Consider the following 15,748-nt stretch of genomic DNA (forward strand, 5'->3'; position numbering starts at 1 on the left):
AAATTAAATGCAAGATACTAAACAAACCAATCAACAACCACGCCGTGGATTTTTGCAAGGACTGGTTGCAACTGCGGCTGGTGCCACATTGGCAGCGCCTGCATTGGCAAAACCTGCCGCGGCAGCACCGGCGGTATTTCTTGATGCAGCCAAATGGTCACCGCGCAACCGTGACCTGGTAGCGGCCTTGATCGCCAAGCATGGCAATACCAGCAAAAGCTATTCTGCCAAGCGCAAGCCTTACGCTGTGTTTGACTGGGATAACACCAGTATCATGAATGACTGCGAAGAAGCGCTGCTGATGTACCAGATCAATCACCTCGCATTCAAGCTGAGCCCGCAAGAATTCTCTGCGACTATCCGTCAAAATGTACCAGTTGGCAATTTCACTGCTGACTACAAAAATGCCGCTGGCAAGCAACTGGACCTGGAAAGCGTTTGTACCGATCTCGACAGTGACTACGCTTACCTGCACGCCAACTACAAAGGCATGGCCGGTAGCCGCAGCCTCGAAGAAATCATGGAGACAGCACAGTTCCAGGACTTCCGCGCCAAGCTCTACTTCCTGTATGAAGCCGTCAATGACACGCATGGCGTGAACGTCGGTTATCCATGGGTCATCTACTTCTTCGCCAATATGACCGTTGGTGAAGTCAGCGCACTGGCAGAAGCATCGAATGACGCCAACCTCGGCATGAGCCTGACCAAGACCAAATATACCAGTCCTTCATCCCTTCCTGGTGTGGCCGGCGTCATCTCCACTGCCCACTTCCACGGCATACGCCTGTGTACCGAAGTCGCGACATTGATGAACACTTTCCGCCAGAACGGTTTTGACGTGTATGTCAGCACAGCCTCGCTGGAAGATGTGGTTGCCGTATTCGCGACCAATCCAAAATATGGCTACCACGTACAACGTGAAAACGTTCTGGGTCTGCGCCTGGAACAAAACGGCGACGTGTATAAAAACGCCTACCGCAAAGACTGGCCTTTGAACTGGGGCTCAGGCAAGACTGTTGTCATCAAACGTGAACTGGTCGCCAAAAAAGGCTACGGCCCTGTATTTGTCGCCGGTGACAGCGATGGTGACTACGACATGCTGCGCGATTTCAAAGAAACAGAAATTGGCCTGGTCGTGAACCGCCTCAAAAAAGGCAAGATCGGTGAATTGTCCAAAGCCGCTGCTGATGCTGCCAAAGAAGCCAACCCACGCTTCCTGCTGCAAGGCCGCCAGGAATCCACAGGTAACTGGTTGCCAGTGGAAACAACACTGAAACTGGGCAAGACTGCGCCTGCATTGTTGGGTTGATTTTTTCTGCATGAAGAACGGGCGGCTGAGGCTGCCCGTTTTTTTTATCTGACAATTGCAATAAATGTAATATTTTCATGTATTGAATGACCTGATTTATTGCTATATATAGTACTAAGTGCTATATTTGTGTCTTCATCAATACGATATCTTGCGTTATGCAAATCTTCCTGACGAAATGGTTTGCCCGCTGGGCAATCAAAGAAGGTTTGCCTGAGCAGGCATTATGTGCCGCAGTAGCTGAAATGGAACAAGGTTTAATTGATGCTTATCTTGGAGGATATGTCATCAAGAAACGGGTCGCTTTAAATGGGCGTGGTAAAAGTGGTGGCGTACGGACAATCCTGGGCTTTAAGCTGAAAGATAAGGCCTTTTTCCTGTACGGATTTGCCAAAAATCAGCGCGACAACATTGACGACAAGGAACTACAAGCCTTAAAAATGTTGGCATCTGAATTGATGAAATATGATCGCAAGGCGTTGGATAGAGCGATACAGGCGCAAGAACTCATAGAGCTGAAAGAAGGAACAAATGAGCAAACATGATAAATTACTCGACGTGCTGCAAGGTACAGCGCAAGGCTTGCATGCTGCAGGGGTTATGGATGCAACTACCATGCGCGAGTTTGATGCTCTTTGCCTGCCACCAGTGCAAGAGTACACGGCTGAACAGATCAAACATCTGCGCTTGCGCGTCAAGGCTAGCCAGGCGGTCTTTGCTGCTTACCTCAACACCAGTCCTTCGACAGTGCAAAAGTGGGAGCAGGGGCAAAAACATCCTAACGGTCCTTCACTAAAGCTGCTGAATTTGGTGGATCGCAAGGGTTTGGAAGTGCTGGCTTAAATTCCATCTTTTCTATTTTGTCTCAAACGATCACTGTCTGATCTGCACACAGGTGTAAAATACGACAAACGATGTAAATCAAATTTGCCCGCCTGATTTTTGTGCAGCGTTATTTGTGATGATTTTGCAATTTATCCACTTTTACGACAATTCTGTCGATTTTTGCCAAATTCCATTCGGAAAATTGCCACAATCACCATTCATTACCGTATAAACTTCAAGGCTGTTGGCGCGTGGTGCATCGCAATAAGTTAGAATGGACTTTTATATATCCGTCCAACCACGTCACTGATGAATGCTCCAGCCCAGATCCAGGCCTTGCTCGCAGATGCACCCCAAGGCGCCACACCGACCCGCGTGCGGGAAATTCCCTATAACTATACGTCGTTTTCTGACCGCGAAATCGTCATCCGCCTGCTAGGTGAAGATGCATGGCAATTGCTTGATCAATTGCGCGGCAAACGCCAGACCGGGCGATCTGCGCGCATGCTGTATGAAGTGCTGGGTGATATCTGGGTCGTGCAGCGTAATCCCTATCTGCAAGACGACATGCTGGATAACCCAAAGCGTCGTCAGGATTTGATTGATGCCTTGAACCACAGGCTGGCGGAAGTCGAGAAGCGCCGCCTGAGCACCGTCAACGATGATGCAGAACGCAGCAATAGCGTAGAAATTCTGGTACAGGCCGCCCGCAAGGCGGTGGCAGCGTTTTCCAAGGATTTTCGCGACACCTATGACTTGCGCAAGAAAGCCAACAGGCTGCTGGCGCGTTTCACTGCAAAAGACAATATCAAGTTCGATGGCCTGAGCCGTGTATCGCATGTCACTGATGCAACTGACTGGCGCGTTGAATACCCCTTCGTCGTGCTGACACCAGACACTGAAGATGAAATGGCTGGCCTCGTCAAAAGCTGTATAGAGTTGGGCCTGACCATTATCCCGCGTGGCGGTGGCACGGGTTATACCGGCGGCGCGATACCGCTGACGCCTTTGTCGGCGGTCATCAATACTGAAAAACTCGAACAACTGGGCGAAGTCGAAATGACACGCCTGCCTGGCGTCGACCGCGACTATGCGGTCATCTACTCAGGTGCAGGTGTTGTCACCAAGCGCGTTTCGGATGCCGCTGAAAAAGCTGGCTTTGTATTTGCCGTAGACCCAACCTCGGCAGAAGCTTCATGCATAGGCGGCAACGTCGCCATGAATGCAGGTGGCAAGAAGGCGGTATTGTGGGGCACGGCGCTGGACAATCTGGCTTCATGGCGCATGGTTGATCCTAATGGTGACTGGCTGGAAGTGACAAGGCTTGAGCATAATCTTGGCAAAATCCATGATGTGGAAATCGCCAAGTTCAAGCTTGAATGGACACATCCTGGCGAGAAGCAGCCCTTCAAGACTGAGCAACTCGATATCAAGGGCCGCGTCTTCCGCAAAGAAGGCCTGGGCAAGGATGTGACTGACAAATTCCTCGCGGGTTTGCCAGGTGTGCAAAAAGAAGGTTGCGATGGTTTGATTACGTCGGCACGCTGGATCTTGCACAAGATGCCCAAGTTTGCCCGCACCGTCTGCCTGGAGTTTTTTGGCCAGGCGCGGGATGCGATACCGAGCATTGTTGAAATCAAGGACTACCTCGATAACGAAACCCGCAAGGGTGGCGCGATATTGGCAGGTCTGGAACATCTGGATGAACGCTATCTGCGCGCCGTCGGTTACACGACCAAATCCAAGCGTGGTGTCTTGCCCAAGATGGCCTTGTTCGGCGATATCGTCGGCGATGATGAAAACGCCGTGGCTCAGGCCGCGTCTGAAGTCATACGCATTGCCAATACCCGCGTCGGTGAAGGCTTCGTGGCCGTCAGCCCTGAGGCACGCAAGAAATTCTGGCTGGACCGCGCCAAGACGGCGGCGATTTCCAAACATACCAATGCCTTCAAAATCAATGAAGACGTGGTGATACCGCTTAACCGCATGGGTGAATATACCGATGGCATAGAGCGCATCAACATAGAATTATCGATACAAAACAAGCTGGCCTTGCTCGATGCCTTGAAAGCTTTCTTCGCCAAGCGCAATCTGCCACTGGGCAAAAGTGAAGATGCCGCCGGCGATGATATCCCCGCATCTGAATTGCTGGAAGAACGCGTCAATGAAGCCAATGTCTTGCTGCAGGCAGCAGAAGCACGCTGGACTTATCTGCTGAATAATCTCGACAAGCCACTCAGTGCAGCCAAGGCAGAATTGCTGGACCTGGGTCTGGACAAGCTGGCATTTGTCTTCGAAGAAAGATTAAAATCACAGCCTGATGTGACGGTATTTTCCATCGTCCAGGACAGGACAGTGCGGGTATCCTGGAAGACAGAAATCCGTGCGCAATTGCGCCAGATTTTCAGTGGCTCGGCCTTCAAGCTGATACTCGATGAATGCGTGGCCGTGCATAAAAAAGTCTTGCGCAGCCGCGTTTTCGTCGCCCTGCACATGCATGCTGGTGACGGCAATGTACATACCAACTTGCCTGTCAATTCTGACGATTATGAAATGCTGCAAGTGGCGCATCAAGCCGTTGCCCGCATCATGGTGCTGGCCCGCTCACTGAACGGCGTCATCTCGGGCGAGCATGGCATAGGCATCACCAAGCTGGAATTCTTGACTGAAGATGAGATCAAGGATTTCCGCTCGTATAAATTGCGCATCGATCCAGAAGGCCGCTTCAACAAGGGTAAGCTGCTGAACCTGCCAGACTTTGCTGCCGACCTGCGCAATGCCTACACGCCTTCGTTTGGCCTGATGGGGCATGAGTCGCTGATCATGCAGCAAAGCGACATTGGAGCAATCGCCAATAGCGTCAAAGATTGCCTGCGCTGCGGCAAATGCAAACCTGTCTGCGCCACCCATGTGCCACGCGCCAATTTGCTGTATTCGCCACGCAATAAAATCCTGGCAACTTCGCTGCTGGTCGAAGCCTTCCTGTATGAAGAACAGACGCGCCGCGGTATCTCCATCAAGCACTGGGAAGAATTTGAAGACGTGGCCGACCACTGCACCGTCTGCCATAAATGCGTGACGCCCTGTCCGGTCGATATCGACTTTGGTGATGTGTCGATGAACATGCGCAATCTCTTGCGCAAGATGGACAAGAAGTCATTCAACCCCGGCACGGCATCAGCCATGTTCTTTTTGAATGCCAAAGACCCGGCCACCATCAAGGCAGCACGCCAGGTCATATTTGGCTGGGGTGTGGCGGCACAGCGCATGGGTAATACGGTATTGAAAAAGCTCGCCAAAAAGCAGACCAAGGCGCCACCGGCTAGCCTGGGCAAGCCTGTCATGCGCGAGCAGGTGATCCATTTCATCAACAAGAAAATGCCGGGCAACCTGCCCAAGAAAACGGCGCGTGCCTTGCTGGATATTGAAGATGACAAGATGGTCCCCATCATCCGTAATCCACAAACCACGACAGCAGATACTGAAGCCGTGTTTTACTTCCCTGGCTGTGGCTCGGAAAGGCTGTTCTCGCAAGTCGGCTTGGCAACCCAGGCAATGTTGTGGAATGTAGGCGTTCAAACCGTGCTGCCACCGGGTTACCTGTGCTGCGGTTACCCGCAACGCAGCGCCGGCCAGTTCGACAAAGCCGAGAAGATGATCACCGATAACCGCGTGCTGTTTCATCGCATGGCAAACACACTCAATTATCTGGATATCAAGACCGTTGTAGTTTCTTGCGGCACCTGCTATGACCAGATACAGGGCTATGAATTCGACAAGATATTTCCTGGCTGCCGCATCATCGACATCCATGAATTCCTGCTGGAAAAAGACGTCAAGCTGGCGGCAGTGAATGGCACGCGTTATATGTATCACGACCCTTGCCATACGCCGATGAAATTGCAAGACCCGTTAAAAACGGTGAATGCGCTGATCACCACGGTCGATGCAGTCAAGATAGAAAAGAATGACCGCTGCTGTGGAGAAGCAGGTACGCTGGCCGTATCACGTCCTGATATCTCCACGCAAATACGCTTCCGCAAGGAAGAAGAAATGAACAAGGGCGCAGATAAACTGCGCGCTGATGGCTTTACCGGTGACGTCAAAATCCTGACGTCATGCCCTGCCTGTTTGCAAGGTTTGACGCGCTATGATGAAGATTCTGGCACGACTGCCGACTACATCGTCGTCGAAATGGCCAAGCATATCCTGGGCCCAAACTGGATGCCGGAATATGTCGCCAAAGCCAATAACGGTGGTATAGAAAGGGTGCTGGTGTAATGACAGTCGTTTGTGAATTATGTGATGCCAGTGCCGGCGATATCCTCATCAGCACCGATCAGTTACGCATCATCCTCGTTGATGACGCGAACTACCCCGGCTTTTGTCGCGTCATCTGGAATGCGCATGTCAAAGAGATGACGGATTTGTCCGCAGACGATAGAAACGTTTTCATGCAGGCCGTCTGGAAGCTTGAAGCTGCCATACGGTCAGTCATGCAGCCGCACAAGATGAATGTCGCCAGCCTGGGCAATATGGTGCCGCATCTACACTGGCATCTGATCCCGCGCTACACCGATGATGCGCATTTCCCTAACCCGATCTGGGCGGCTGCGCGTAGCGATGCGGTTGAGCAACCTGCACTGGATGCGCGTCGCAACTTGTTGCCGCAATTAAGGCAAACCATTATTTCGAATTTCGCATCATGAGCATAGGTAATCCACAACCCACTTCCCTGAATGCACGCACCCAATCGCGGGTGCTTGAAGTCGCCTTTGATGATGGCAAGGAGTTTTCGCTGCCGTTTGAATTACTGCGAGTGTCTTCGCCTTCTGCCGAAGTGCGTGGTCATGGGCCGGGGCAGGAGACACTGCAAACCGGCAAGCGCGATGTTGGCATTGTGGGCATAGAGCCAGTCGGTAATTATGCGATCAAGCCCATCTTTTCTGACCAGCATAGCTCGGGGATTTTTACCTGGGATTATCTGTACTGGCTGGGTGAAAACCAGGCGCAGGTATGGCAGGAATATCTGGAGAAATTGCAGGCGGCGGGGTTTGCCGGGGAGACGGGGCGGGATGCGCCTATGCAGGTGAAGGGTGGGGGGAGTTGTGGGACTAAGCATTGAGTGAGCATTTATCTCAGATCTCAATTCTCAGATTTCACGTCTAAGGTATAGACCAGCACCGCGATCTTTTGATATGCCGTACACACATTAACGTCATTCCAGCGTGCTTTAGCTGGAATCCAGCGGCGTTTGTAGCATGTTGTGTAGTTTACTAATATCAGAACCGTGAGATTTTGTGAGCTGATTTTATGATGATTGCATTCGTTAATTTACGATTGCACGCCGGGGAAAATTCGTAGGTTGGGCTACGCTTCACCAGCCCAACACTCAGCCTCCGATCAACGTATTTCTAAAAAACGAAACGATATTTCTGAATTCGTTTTTTAACTACCTGCATACACTATTTAAGATTGCAGGCCGGTGGTAGACCGGCGGCTACATCCCTTTTTGCTTCGCCAAAAAGGGATGCCAAAAAGGCGACCCAGGCGTCGCTGCCCCCTGAAGGGGGTCCCCTTTGCAGCAAGTCAAAAAATGGGAAGATCCGAAACTCGCTTCGCTCAGACAGCGGCTCTTCTTTTTCCATTTTCTGCCTTGCAGCAAAGGCATCGACACATGGGAACTGCAAATTTCAAAAGCAACCCCAACTTCAAAAGCGCTGTTAATAAGCTGTTTTTGTGAAATTATAGTTTCTACGTAATTGTTCGCGCATACTGAGCTGACAACTTACTCCAAATCCGCCTTATCAAGATAAATAGTCCCCTTCACCCCAGCCCGCTTATCCACCTTACCCTGCAATACCAGCAAAAACTCCGCATCACTCACCGCCTGCAACCCCGTCTTCTTCACCACCACATCCGCCATCGCCGCAGCCGCAGGCACACTGATCGCCAGCACATGATCAAAGTCAGGGCGGCTATCAATTTCCTTCAACAGGAAACGTTGCGTGCCTCTGCCTATCTGATGATAAATAGCCTGCTTGCTGTCACGCATTTGTGGTGATAGCTGGCGGAAGATCAGGGTTTTTTCTACGACTATCGGCACATCCTTGTACTCGGTTTTTCCACCCTGTTCAAAATGCCCAAGCACGATATTGGCCTTGAACTGTTTCAGCGGCGTCTTGCTGTATGCGGCCAGTCTGGCAATCTCGAATTGTTCTGGTTCCATGGTCCACAAGACCAGTTTTTGTTCCAGCCTGGTTTTGATAGCCGCATCCAGCTTTTGATCAAGGCAGCGTATCTGCAAGACGACCTGGTAATCATGCGGCGCATGGAACATCGGCAGGTGCGAGACATACATGCCTTCGCTGTTGCCAAACAAAAGCATGCCGTGCACGCCCCAGGTGGGGCCGTGTTTGTTTTCTGCATGGGTATTGAAGATGCAGCAAAAACTGAGTAGGAATAAGGACAGCAGGCGTTTCATGCGCTTCACACCTTTACCAGCAATTTGCCGCGATGTTCGCCGGTGAAGAGAGAATTCAGGGCGCTCGGCAATTGTTCAAAACCATCGATGATGGTTTCTTCAAACACCAGCTCACCCGCCTTGACCCATGGTGAGACGATGGCCAGCATTTCATCCATGCGGTGCAGGTAATCACGGGCGAGTATGCCTTGTATGGTGGCGCGCTGGTAGAGCATGTGTTGCAGCAGGCGTGGGCCCATTTCTGACACGTCGAGGCCGCCGTTGTACTGGCTGATCTGGCCGCAGATGATGATGCGGGCGCGGCGTTTGATGATGGGGATAATGGCATCGGTGATCATGCCGCCGACATTGTCGAAATACACATCAACGCCGCCTGTGAGTTTGAGTATCTCCTGGCTCAGTGTTTCGTCATTGCTGAAGGTTTTGTAATCAAGCGCCCAGTCAGCGCCCAGCTTGTCTTTCAGCCACGCGCATTTTTCTGCGCCACCGGCGATGCCCAATACTTTTGCGCCATGTCGTTTGGCGAATTGCACCACCAGTGAACCAACTGCACCGGCTGCACCAGATACCACCACCACCTCACCCGCGTGTGGTTTGCCTGCCTCGGTCAGGCCAAACCAGGCGGTGCGGCCGGGCATGCCTAGCACGCCCAATGCTGTGGATACGGGGGCGATGGTCGGGTCTATTTTGGTCAGTGCGCTGACATGCACGCGTGCATGGCTTTGCCAGCCTGTCATGCCAAATACCCAGTCACCTTCCTTGAGACTGGCAGCATTCGATGTCAGCACCTGGCCGACTACGCCAGCAGCTTGCACGGTATTGAGTGGATGCGGTTCCGGGTTATAGGTGGGTTTGGACGACTGGTTGATGCGCATGTAAGGATCTACGCTGATATAGCGGGCGGCTATCAATACTTCGTCACGGTCCAGCGAGGTATCGAGGGGTTGGCTGCGCAATTCATAGTGTTCATCGCTGACGACGCCTGTGGGATGGCGGCTGTATATCCATTGCTGGTGTATCTGGTTTTCAGTGCTGGTCATGGCGGGATCAAGATGAGTAAAAGATGCTGACATAGTAGGTCTGTTAAAATGTCTCGTAAAGCAATATAAATTCACTTTTAATGTCCAAATTGGAAATTTAAACGAGAAGCCTAAAAAAACCTAAGCAAGATGAACCTCATAGACCTTAAAATCTTTGCCTGCGTGGCAAGACAGCCATCGCTGGGAGCAGCGGCCTGACTCCTTCTACCATTTCCAAGGCCTTGCGCAGGCTGGAGGGCGATCTGGATACGGTGTTGTTTGACCGCTCTGCCAAGCAGCTCAGCCTGAATGCCAGCGGCCAGCGCATGCTGGACTTTGCCCGCAATATGCTGTCCTTGGCTGACCAGGCCAAGGCCGATGTACGGGGTGACGATGCCAGCATTAGTTGCCGCGTGGCAGGCCCGGCCATATTGTTGTGGCGGCATGCCGATCAACTGGCGCAAGCCATGGCAGCTTACCCGGCGGCAGACATGCATTTGCTCAGCATGTATGAAGAAGATGCTCTCGCAGCATTAGCCAGGGGCGAGGCCAGTCATGCCCTGGTCACCAGCGAAGTCTTGCATGGCCGCACTGCGCACTGGTCGGCGGACTGGGCCAGCATCTCGCTGGGTATGTTAAAGCTGCAACTGCTGGCGGGCAGGCAACATCCCTTGCTGGCTGATGCTGGCGGCCAGCAAGAACAGAGTTTTACCAGCGCACAGGTGTTGGTCCATGATTTTGTCAGCCCGGTGCGATCATTGTTTTGCGGCAAGCAACGTGGCAAGCATTCGGATGGTTGGCGAGATGACCAGTTCCCGCGTCGCATCGCCTACTGGATAGATGATTTGCAATTGCTGCTGGCCACGGTCAGGTCAGGCAAGGCGCTGGCTTACCTGCCTGATTTTGCCCTCGACGATGCTGGCCTGGTTCGCCTTGAGATGACAGACTGCGGTTTTCAATGCGTGGAAGAAGTGCATCTGGTCTGGAATACCCGGAATGCAGCGCAGTGGCAGCAGGCCGTAGGCAGGGTGTTGACAGAGGGGGCGTGATTTTTTTCAGCCGGGTGCGGAAATTTGCAGTGGTTGAGATACAATCCGTTACATAACAAGATGAATGTCAGCCAACGGAAATTTCTACAGTCGTCAGAAAACCGTGATAATTCAGGATTCTTGAAGAAAACAGGGCAGATAAGATGAGCAATACCACCCATTTTGGTTACACCACCGTAGAAGAAGACCAAAAGGTCCATAAGGTTGCCGAGGTTTTTCATTCCGTCGCCGCCAAATATGATGTCATGAATGACATGATGTCGGCTGGCTTGCACAGGGTATGGAAGATTTTCACGGTCGCCCAGGCAGGTGTGCGCCCAGGCTTCAAGGTGCTTGATATTGCGGGCGGTACGGGTGATCTGACCAAAGAATTCGTGCGTCAGGCGGGCAAGACCGGTGAGGTCTGGCATACCGATATTAACGAGTCCATGCTCAGGGTAGGCCGTGACCGCCTCTTGAATAAGGGCCTGATCACCCCCACCTTGTTATGCGACGCAGAAAAATTACCTTTCCAGGATAATTACTTTGACAGAGTGACCGTGGCGTTTGGTTTGCGCAATATGACACACAAGGATCAGGCACTGGCAGAAATGCAGCGTGTACTGAAACCAGGTGGCAAATTGCTGGTGCTGGAATTTTCCAAGGTACCGGAAATCCTGCAAAAACCTTATGACCTGTATTCTTTCAAGGTCTTGCCATGGATGGGGCAAAAGATAGCTGGCGATGCTGACAGTTATAAGTACCTGGCTGAATCGATACGTATGCATCCTGATCAGGAAACCCTGAAAACGATGATGGAAACAGCAGGGCTCGACAGCGTGCAATATTTTAATTTGACGGCAGGTGTGGCCGCTTTACACACCGGTATCAAGTACTGAAAACTTGATACTGAAGTAAATGATGAAGTAAATGATGAAGTAAATGAGTTTTGTAGCAAACCTTGAAACAAACAGGAGTCGAATGATGAAAAAGTTTCTGATCGCCATGCTCGTCGTAGCCAGTACGATGACAATGACAGTGTTTGACGCAGAAGCCAAGCGTCTCGGTGGTGGCGGCTCTATCGGTCGTCAATCCAATAATGTAACGCGCCAGGCGACACCGCCTGCACCAAGCAATGCTGCCAGGCCGGCCGCAGCACCTGCGCCTGCTGCTGGTGCGCCTGCGGTAGCCGCACCTAAACCAGGCATCCCCTGGAAGGGTATTGCCGGTGGTTTGATCGGCGGTGCCTTGCTGGGTGCAGCCTTGTCGCATTTTGGCCTGGGTGGCGCAGCTGCCAGCATGCTGGGTAGCTTGTTGACCTTTGCCCTGATCGGCTTTGCGATTTTCTTCGTGATCCGCCTGTTCCGTAACAAGAATGGTCAAAACACGGGCAATAGTTTTAATCAGCCAGCGTTTGCCGGCGCAGCTGCACTTTCGCCAGTAACACCGCAACCTATGGCTTTCCAAAACAATGCCCCGGCTTCTTCAGGCGGCAATGCTGACACCAATGCCACCTGGACTATTCCGGCTGACTTTGATGTACCGGGCTTCCTGCGTAATGCAAAAAGCTATTTCATCCGCTTGCAAGCAGCTTGGGACAAGGCTGACATCAATGATTTGCGTGAATTCACGACAGCAGAAATGTATGCTGAACTGAAACTGCAAATCCAGGAACGTGGTGCATCTTCCAATGTTACTGATGTCGTGACTTTGAATGCAGATATGCTGGGCGTAGAAACCGTAGGCGCTGATTATCTGGCAAGTATCAAGTTCACAGGCATGATCAAGGAATCTGCCACGGCACCGGCAGAAGCCTTCAGTGAAGTATGGAACTTGTCCAAGCCAGTCAATGGTCAGGGTGGTTGGGTATTGGCCGGTATCCAACAAATGTAATGACGGACTCACGCAAAACCGCTCCAGCGGCCTTACAGCGCCTAGCCGTACAATTGTACTGTCGTCGGCGCTGCAAGATTGCTGGAATAATTTTGCGAGAGTCCTTAAAGTTTGATACGTCGCAGGTATGTCCATTGCGATAAGCTGTTAAACTGGAACCGCCCTGCAAATGCCGGGCGGTTTTTTATTTGCACGATATATCTGGTTGCCATTTCTAGTTGGCCGGTGTTTTGCAACAGCCCTGATTTGAACATGATCCCCTCCGCACCTTTTGTAACTTTTATCAATCATCTGCTGACGCAAGAAAGCTGGGCTAAAAACAAGCTCTTGCCACATGCCGGTAAAATTGCCTGTATAGACTTGCAAACCATGCAGTTGCGCCTCAAAGTGGCACCAGATGGTTTGCTGGAAAACGCCGCTACTGACGAGCCGGCGCAAGTGACCATCTACGTCAAACTCAGCGATTTGCCGCTGATCGCACAAAACCGCGAGCGTGCCTTTTCTTATGTCAAAATAGAAGGCGATGCAGACTTTGCCAATACCATTTCCAACCTTAGCCAGAACCTGCGCTGGGAAGCGGAAGAAGATTTGAGCAAGTTGTTTGGTGATGTCGCGGCAGTACGTATGGTTGGCTTTGCAAAATCTCTGCACCAGACTGCGCTGGAAACCCATCAAAAAATCCAGGAAAACCTGGCTGAATATTTTTTAGAAGAAAACCCCATGCTGGTCCGGCCCCAGGCCGTGCAGGGCTTTAGTACCGAAGTCAACAAGACGCGGGATGATGTCGAGCGTCTTATCAAGCGCATCGAAAAACTGGAAAGGATGCGCGGATGATATTGAAGTTTCTCAGGCTGGCGAAAATCATACGTATCGCCATCAAATATGGCATCGATGAAATCGCCATTTCCGGTCTGTCCGTTCCACGTACGGCGCGTCTGATTGATACCGTCATATTCTGGCGCGACATCTCTGCACCACGTGGTGAACGCCTGCGTAAAGCGCTGGAAGAGCTGGGCCCCATCTTCGTCAAGTTTGGCCAGGTATTATCAACCCGGCGTGACCTCATGCCGCCGGACATCGCCGATGAACTGACGCACCTGCAAGACCGCGTCCCTTCATTCGACCCTGATCTGGCAATCGCACAGATCAAGAAATCCCTGGGCTCACACCCTGATCAGTTATTCGCCAGTTTTGAACGCGTGCCAGTTGCTTCTGCGTCTATTGCGCAGGTACATTTTGCCACATTGAAAGATGGCCGCGAAGTTGCCGTCAAGGTGCTACGCCCCGGCATGAAAGAAGCCATTGATGATGACGTGGCCCTGATGCAGATTGCTGCAGGCTGGCTGGAAGCACTGTGGGCAGATGGCAAACGTCTCAAGGCCAAAGAAGTCGTGGCCGAGTTTGACAAGTATCTGCATGACGAGCTGGACCTCATGCGCGAAGCTGCCAATGGCAGCCAGTTGCGCCGCAATTTTGCCGACTCGGATTTGCTGCTGGTACCAGAGATGTATTGGGATTATTGCTCGTCTTCGGTCATTGTCATGGAACGCATGCAGGGCATACCGATTTCACAGCTGGATAAACTGCGTGAAGCCGGGGTTGATTTGCAAAAGCTGTCGCGCGATGGCGTGACCATTTTCTTTACTCAGGTATTTCGCGATGGTTTTTTCCATGCCGATATGCACCCCGGTAATATCCTGGTATCGACCGCGCCAGCGACTCTTGGCCGTTATATCGCGCTGGATTTTGGTATCGTCGGTACGCTCAATGATTTTGACAAGGATTATCTGTCGCAAAACTTTTTGGCTTTCTTCCAGCGCGACTATAAGCGCGTGGCAGAGGCGCATATAGAATCAGGCTGGGCACCCAAAGAGACGCGTGTCGATGAGCTTGAGGCGGCAGTACGCGCCTGTTGTGAACCCATCTTTGACCGGCCATTGAAAGATATTTCTTTCGGCCAGGTCTTGCTGCGCCTGTTCCAGACTTCCCGCCGTTTTAATGTAGAAGTACAACCGCAACTGGTGCTGCTGCAAAAAACCTTGCTCAATATAGAAGGACTGGGGCGTCAGCTTGACCCTGACCTGGACTTATGGAAAACCGCCAAACCGTATCTGGAGCGCTGGATGAGCGAACAGGTAGGCTGGCGCGGCCTGCTGGACAAACTCAAGGCGGAGGGACCACGCTATAGCCATATCTTCCCGCAATTGCCGCGCCTTGCACATCAGGCCCTGACACGCGCTGCCGAACCCCGGCATAGCGATGAGATGCTGATGGCGCTATTGTCAGAGCAAAGACGCACTAACCGCCTGTTACGCACCATTGTATATTTTGGTGCTGGTTTGTTCTCTGGTGTCGTGGTGGCGCAATTGCTGTTGCATTTTTATTTCAAAATCTGACGCATCAATTCATACAGAAGCATGGCTGATTTCATAAATCGCGACCCGCGCAATCCGCAATTCTGGGATGAGCGTTTTGAAAAAAACTTTACTCCCTGGGATAAGGGCAATGCGCCTGCTGAATTGCAGGTTTTTATGCAGGCTGCGCCGCAGCCCATGAATACGCTTATTCCCGGTTGTGGCAATGGCTATGAAGCCGCCTTTCTGGTGCAAGCAGGCTGGCCTGTGGTCGCCATCGATTTTTCGCCTGCTGCCGTGCGCAGTGCGCAGGCAGCGATAGGGGAGTGGGGCAAGCATGTTATCGAGGCCGATTTTTTTGCCTTCGCTCCAGCGCAACCGCTGGACCTGATTTACGAACGCGCCTTCTTTTGCGCCTTGCCACCTGCGACGCGGGTTGATATTGTCAAACGCTGGGCTGCACTGTTACCCGCAGGTGCTTTGCTGGCCGGGTATTTTTTCTTTGATGATGCGCCAGATGCATCGCTCAAAGGGCCGCCGTTTACTATACACAGCGCCGCATTTTGTGAATTGATGTCGCTGTATTTTGACTTACTGGAAGAGCGGGCTGTCAGTGACTCCATCCCTGTGTTTGCAGGTAAGGAAAAGTGGCAGGTTTGGCGGCGGTTGTAATATCGTAATCGCGGTTGGGTTAATCGTAGGTTGGGCTAGGGTGTAGGTTGGGCTACGCTTCATCAGCCCAACACACTCGGCCTTTGCAAATGTTTACGTGATTTAAATGCCGAGTGTTGGGCTGATACCCCGTAGCCTAGCGAGGCCCGGCCCAACCTACGAAG

14 protein-coding genes are annotated in these 15,748 nt (G+C 51.9%); 12 read left to right on the forward strand and 2 right to left on the reverse strand.

What is annotated here, in order from left to right; translation table 11 throughout:
* Positions 1-7: 7 nt before the first annotated feature.
* From ACO0LL_RS28050 to ACO0LL_RS28075, 6 genes are all read left to right on the forward strand, one after another.
* Entirely contained in the window at positions 8-1,309 is a 1,302-nt protein-coding gene (locus tag ACO0LL_RS28050; protein WP_422954116.1) for an HAD family hydrolase, read from the forward strand.
* A gap of 158 nt (positions 1,310-1,467) precedes the next feature.
* The gene (locus ACO0LL_RS28055) at positions 1,468-1,854 is read left to right on the forward strand and encodes a type II toxin-antitoxin system RelE/ParE family toxin (protein ID WP_422954117.1); all 387 of its coding nucleotides are present in this window, start codon (positions 1,468-1,470) and stop codon (positions 1,852-1,854) included.
* On the forward strand, positions 1,841-2,152 hold the full coding sequence (locus tag ACO0LL_RS28060; protein WP_422954118.1) for a helix-turn-helix domain-containing protein: 312 nt from the start codon (positions 1,841-1,843) through the stop codon (positions 2,150-2,152). Before ACO0LL_RS28055 ends, ACO0LL_RS28060 begins: the two co-directional genes overlap by 14 nt.
* Positions 2,153-2,443: 291 nt before the next feature.
* Complete coding sequence (locus ACO0LL_RS28065; protein WP_422954119.1) at positions 2,444-6,415, forward strand: DUF3683 domain-containing protein; 3,972 nt, start codon at positions 2,444-2,446, stop codon at positions 6,413-6,415.
* Entirely contained in the window at positions 6,415-6,843 is a 429-nt protein-coding gene (locus ACO0LL_RS28070; protein ID WP_422954120.1) for an HIT family protein, read from the forward strand. The genes ACO0LL_RS28065 and ACO0LL_RS28070 overlap by 1 nt, the downstream gene beginning before the upstream one ends.
* On the forward strand, positions 6,840-7,259 hold the full coding sequence (locus tag ACO0LL_RS28075; RefSeq protein ID WP_422954121.1) for a gamma-butyrobetaine hydroxylase-like domain-containing protein: 420 nt from the start codon (positions 6,840-6,842) through the stop codon (positions 7,257-7,259). Before ACO0LL_RS28070 ends, ACO0LL_RS28075 begins: the two co-directional genes overlap by 4 nt.
* A gap of 663 nt (positions 7,260-7,922) precedes the next feature.
* On the opposite strand, the gene ACO0LL_RS28080 is transcribed toward ACO0LL_RS28075, so the two are convergent.
* On the reverse strand, positions 7,923-8,618 hold the full coding sequence (locus tag ACO0LL_RS28080) for a hypothetical protein (RefSeq protein ID WP_422954122.1): 696 nt from the start codon (positions 8,616-8,618) through the stop codon (positions 7,923-7,925).
* A gap of 5 nt (positions 8,619-8,623) precedes the next feature.
* Positions 8,624-9,691: an NADP-dependent oxidoreductase gene (locus tag ACO0LL_RS28085; RefSeq protein ID WP_422954123.1), complete on the reverse strand. Its 1,068-nt coding sequence runs from the start codon at positions 9,689-9,691 to the stop codon at positions 8,624-8,626.
* Positions 9,692-9,879: 188 nt separating this feature from the next.
* On the opposite strand from ACO0LL_RS28085, the gene ACO0LL_RS28090 reads away from it, so the two are divergent.
* The 6 genes from ACO0LL_RS28090 (at position 9,880) to ACO0LL_RS28115 (ending at position 15,584) form a co-directional block, all read left to right on the forward strand.
* Positions 9,880-10,686, forward strand: coding sequence for a LysR substrate-binding domain-containing protein (locus ACO0LL_RS28090; protein WP_422954124.1), 807 nt, complete (start codon positions 9,880-9,882; stop codon positions 10,684-10,686).
* Between the two features lie 143 nt (positions 10,687-10,829).
* Positions 10,830-11,564 (forward strand): bifunctional demethylmenaquinone methyltransferase/2-methoxy-6-polyprenyl-1,4-benzoquinol methylase UbiE, encoded by a 735-nt coding sequence (gene ubiE, locus ACO0LL_RS28095; RefSeq protein WP_422954125.1) that lies wholly within the window; start codon positions 10,830-10,832, stop codon positions 11,562-11,564.
* Positions 11,565-11,649: 85 nt separating this feature from the next.
* Positions 11,650-12,558 (forward strand): Tim44 domain-containing protein, encoded by a 909-nt coding sequence (locus ACO0LL_RS28100; protein ID WP_422954126.1) that lies wholly within the window; start codon positions 11,650-11,652, stop codon positions 12,556-12,558.
* A 252-nt stretch (positions 12,559-12,810) separates the two neighbouring features.
* Complete coding sequence (locus tag ACO0LL_RS28105) at positions 12,811-13,392, forward strand: ubiquinone biosynthesis accessory factor UbiJ (RefSeq protein WP_422954127.1); 582 nt, start codon at positions 12,811-12,813, stop codon at positions 13,390-13,392.
* The gene (gene ubiB, locus ACO0LL_RS28110) at positions 13,389-14,954 is read left to right on the forward strand and encodes a ubiquinone biosynthesis regulatory protein kinase UbiB (RefSeq protein WP_422954128.1); all 1,566 of its coding nucleotides are present in this window, start codon (positions 13,389-13,391) and stop codon (positions 14,952-14,954) included. Before ACO0LL_RS28105 ends, ubiB begins: the two co-directional genes overlap by 4 nt.
* A gap of 21 nt (positions 14,955-14,975) precedes the next feature.
* Positions 14,976-15,584 carry a methyltransferase gene (locus ACO0LL_RS28115; RefSeq protein WP_422954129.1) on the forward strand — a complete coding sequence of 203 codons (609 nt, stop codon included), beginning with the start codon at positions 14,976-14,978 and terminating at the stop codon, positions 15,582-15,584.
* The last annotated feature ends 164 nt before the right edge of the window (positions 15,585-15,748 follow it).

The sequence above is a fragment of the Undibacterium sp. TC4M20W genome (assembly GCF_049340245.1).
GTDB lineage: Bacteria > Pseudomonadota > Gammaproteobacteria > Burkholderiales > Burkholderiaceae_D > Undibacterium.

Bases quoted from the DNA above. Each gene is read 5' to 3' on its own strand.
- ACO0LL_RS28050 (WP_422954116.1), top strand. From the start codon at position 8: ATGCAAGATACTAAACAAACCAATCAACAACCACGCCGTGGATTTTTG.
- ACO0LL_RS28055 (WP_422954117.1), top strand. From the start codon at position 1,468: ATGCAAATCTTCCTGACGAAATGGTTTGCCCGCTGGGCAATCAAAGAA.
- ACO0LL_RS28060 (WP_422954118.1), top strand. From the start codon at position 1,841: ATGAGCAAACATGATAAATTACTCGACGTGCTGCAAGGTACAGCGCAA.
- ACO0LL_RS28065 (WP_422954119.1), top strand. From the start codon at position 2,444: ATGAATGCTCCAGCCCAGATCCAGGCCTTGCTCGCAGATGCACCCCAA.
- ACO0LL_RS28070 (WP_422954120.1), top strand. From the start codon at position 6,415: ATGACAGTCGTTTGTGAATTATGTGATGCCAGTGCCGGCGATATCCTC.
- ACO0LL_RS28075 (WP_422954121.1), top strand. From the start codon at position 6,840: ATGAGCATAGGTAATCCACAACCCACTTCCCTGAATGCACGCACCCAA.
- ACO0LL_RS28080 (WP_422954122.1), bottom strand. From the start codon at position 8,618: ATGAAACGCCTGCTGTCCTTATTCCTACTCAGTTTTTGCTGCATCTTC.
- ACO0LL_RS28085 (WP_422954123.1), bottom strand. From the start codon at position 9,691: ATGTCAGCATCTTTTACTCATCTTGATCCCGCCATGACCAGCACTGAA.
- ubiE (WP_422954125.1), top strand. From the start codon at position 10,830: ATGAGCAATACCACCCATTTTGGTTACACCACCGTAGAAGAAGACCAA.
- ACO0LL_RS28100 (WP_422954126.1), top strand. From the start codon at position 11,650: ATGAAAAAGTTTCTGATCGCCATGCTCGTCGTAGCCAGTACGATGACA.
- ACO0LL_RS28105 (WP_422954127.1), top strand. From the start codon at position 12,811: ATGATCCCCTCCGCACCTTTTGTAACTTTTATCAATCATCTGCTGACG.
- ubiB (WP_422954128.1), top strand. From the start codon at position 13,389: ATGATATTGAAGTTTCTCAGGCTGGCGAAAATCATACGTATCGCCATC.
- ACO0LL_RS28115 (WP_422954129.1), top strand. From the start codon at position 14,976: ATGGCTGATTTCATAAATCGCGACCCGCGCAATCCGCAATTCTGGGAT.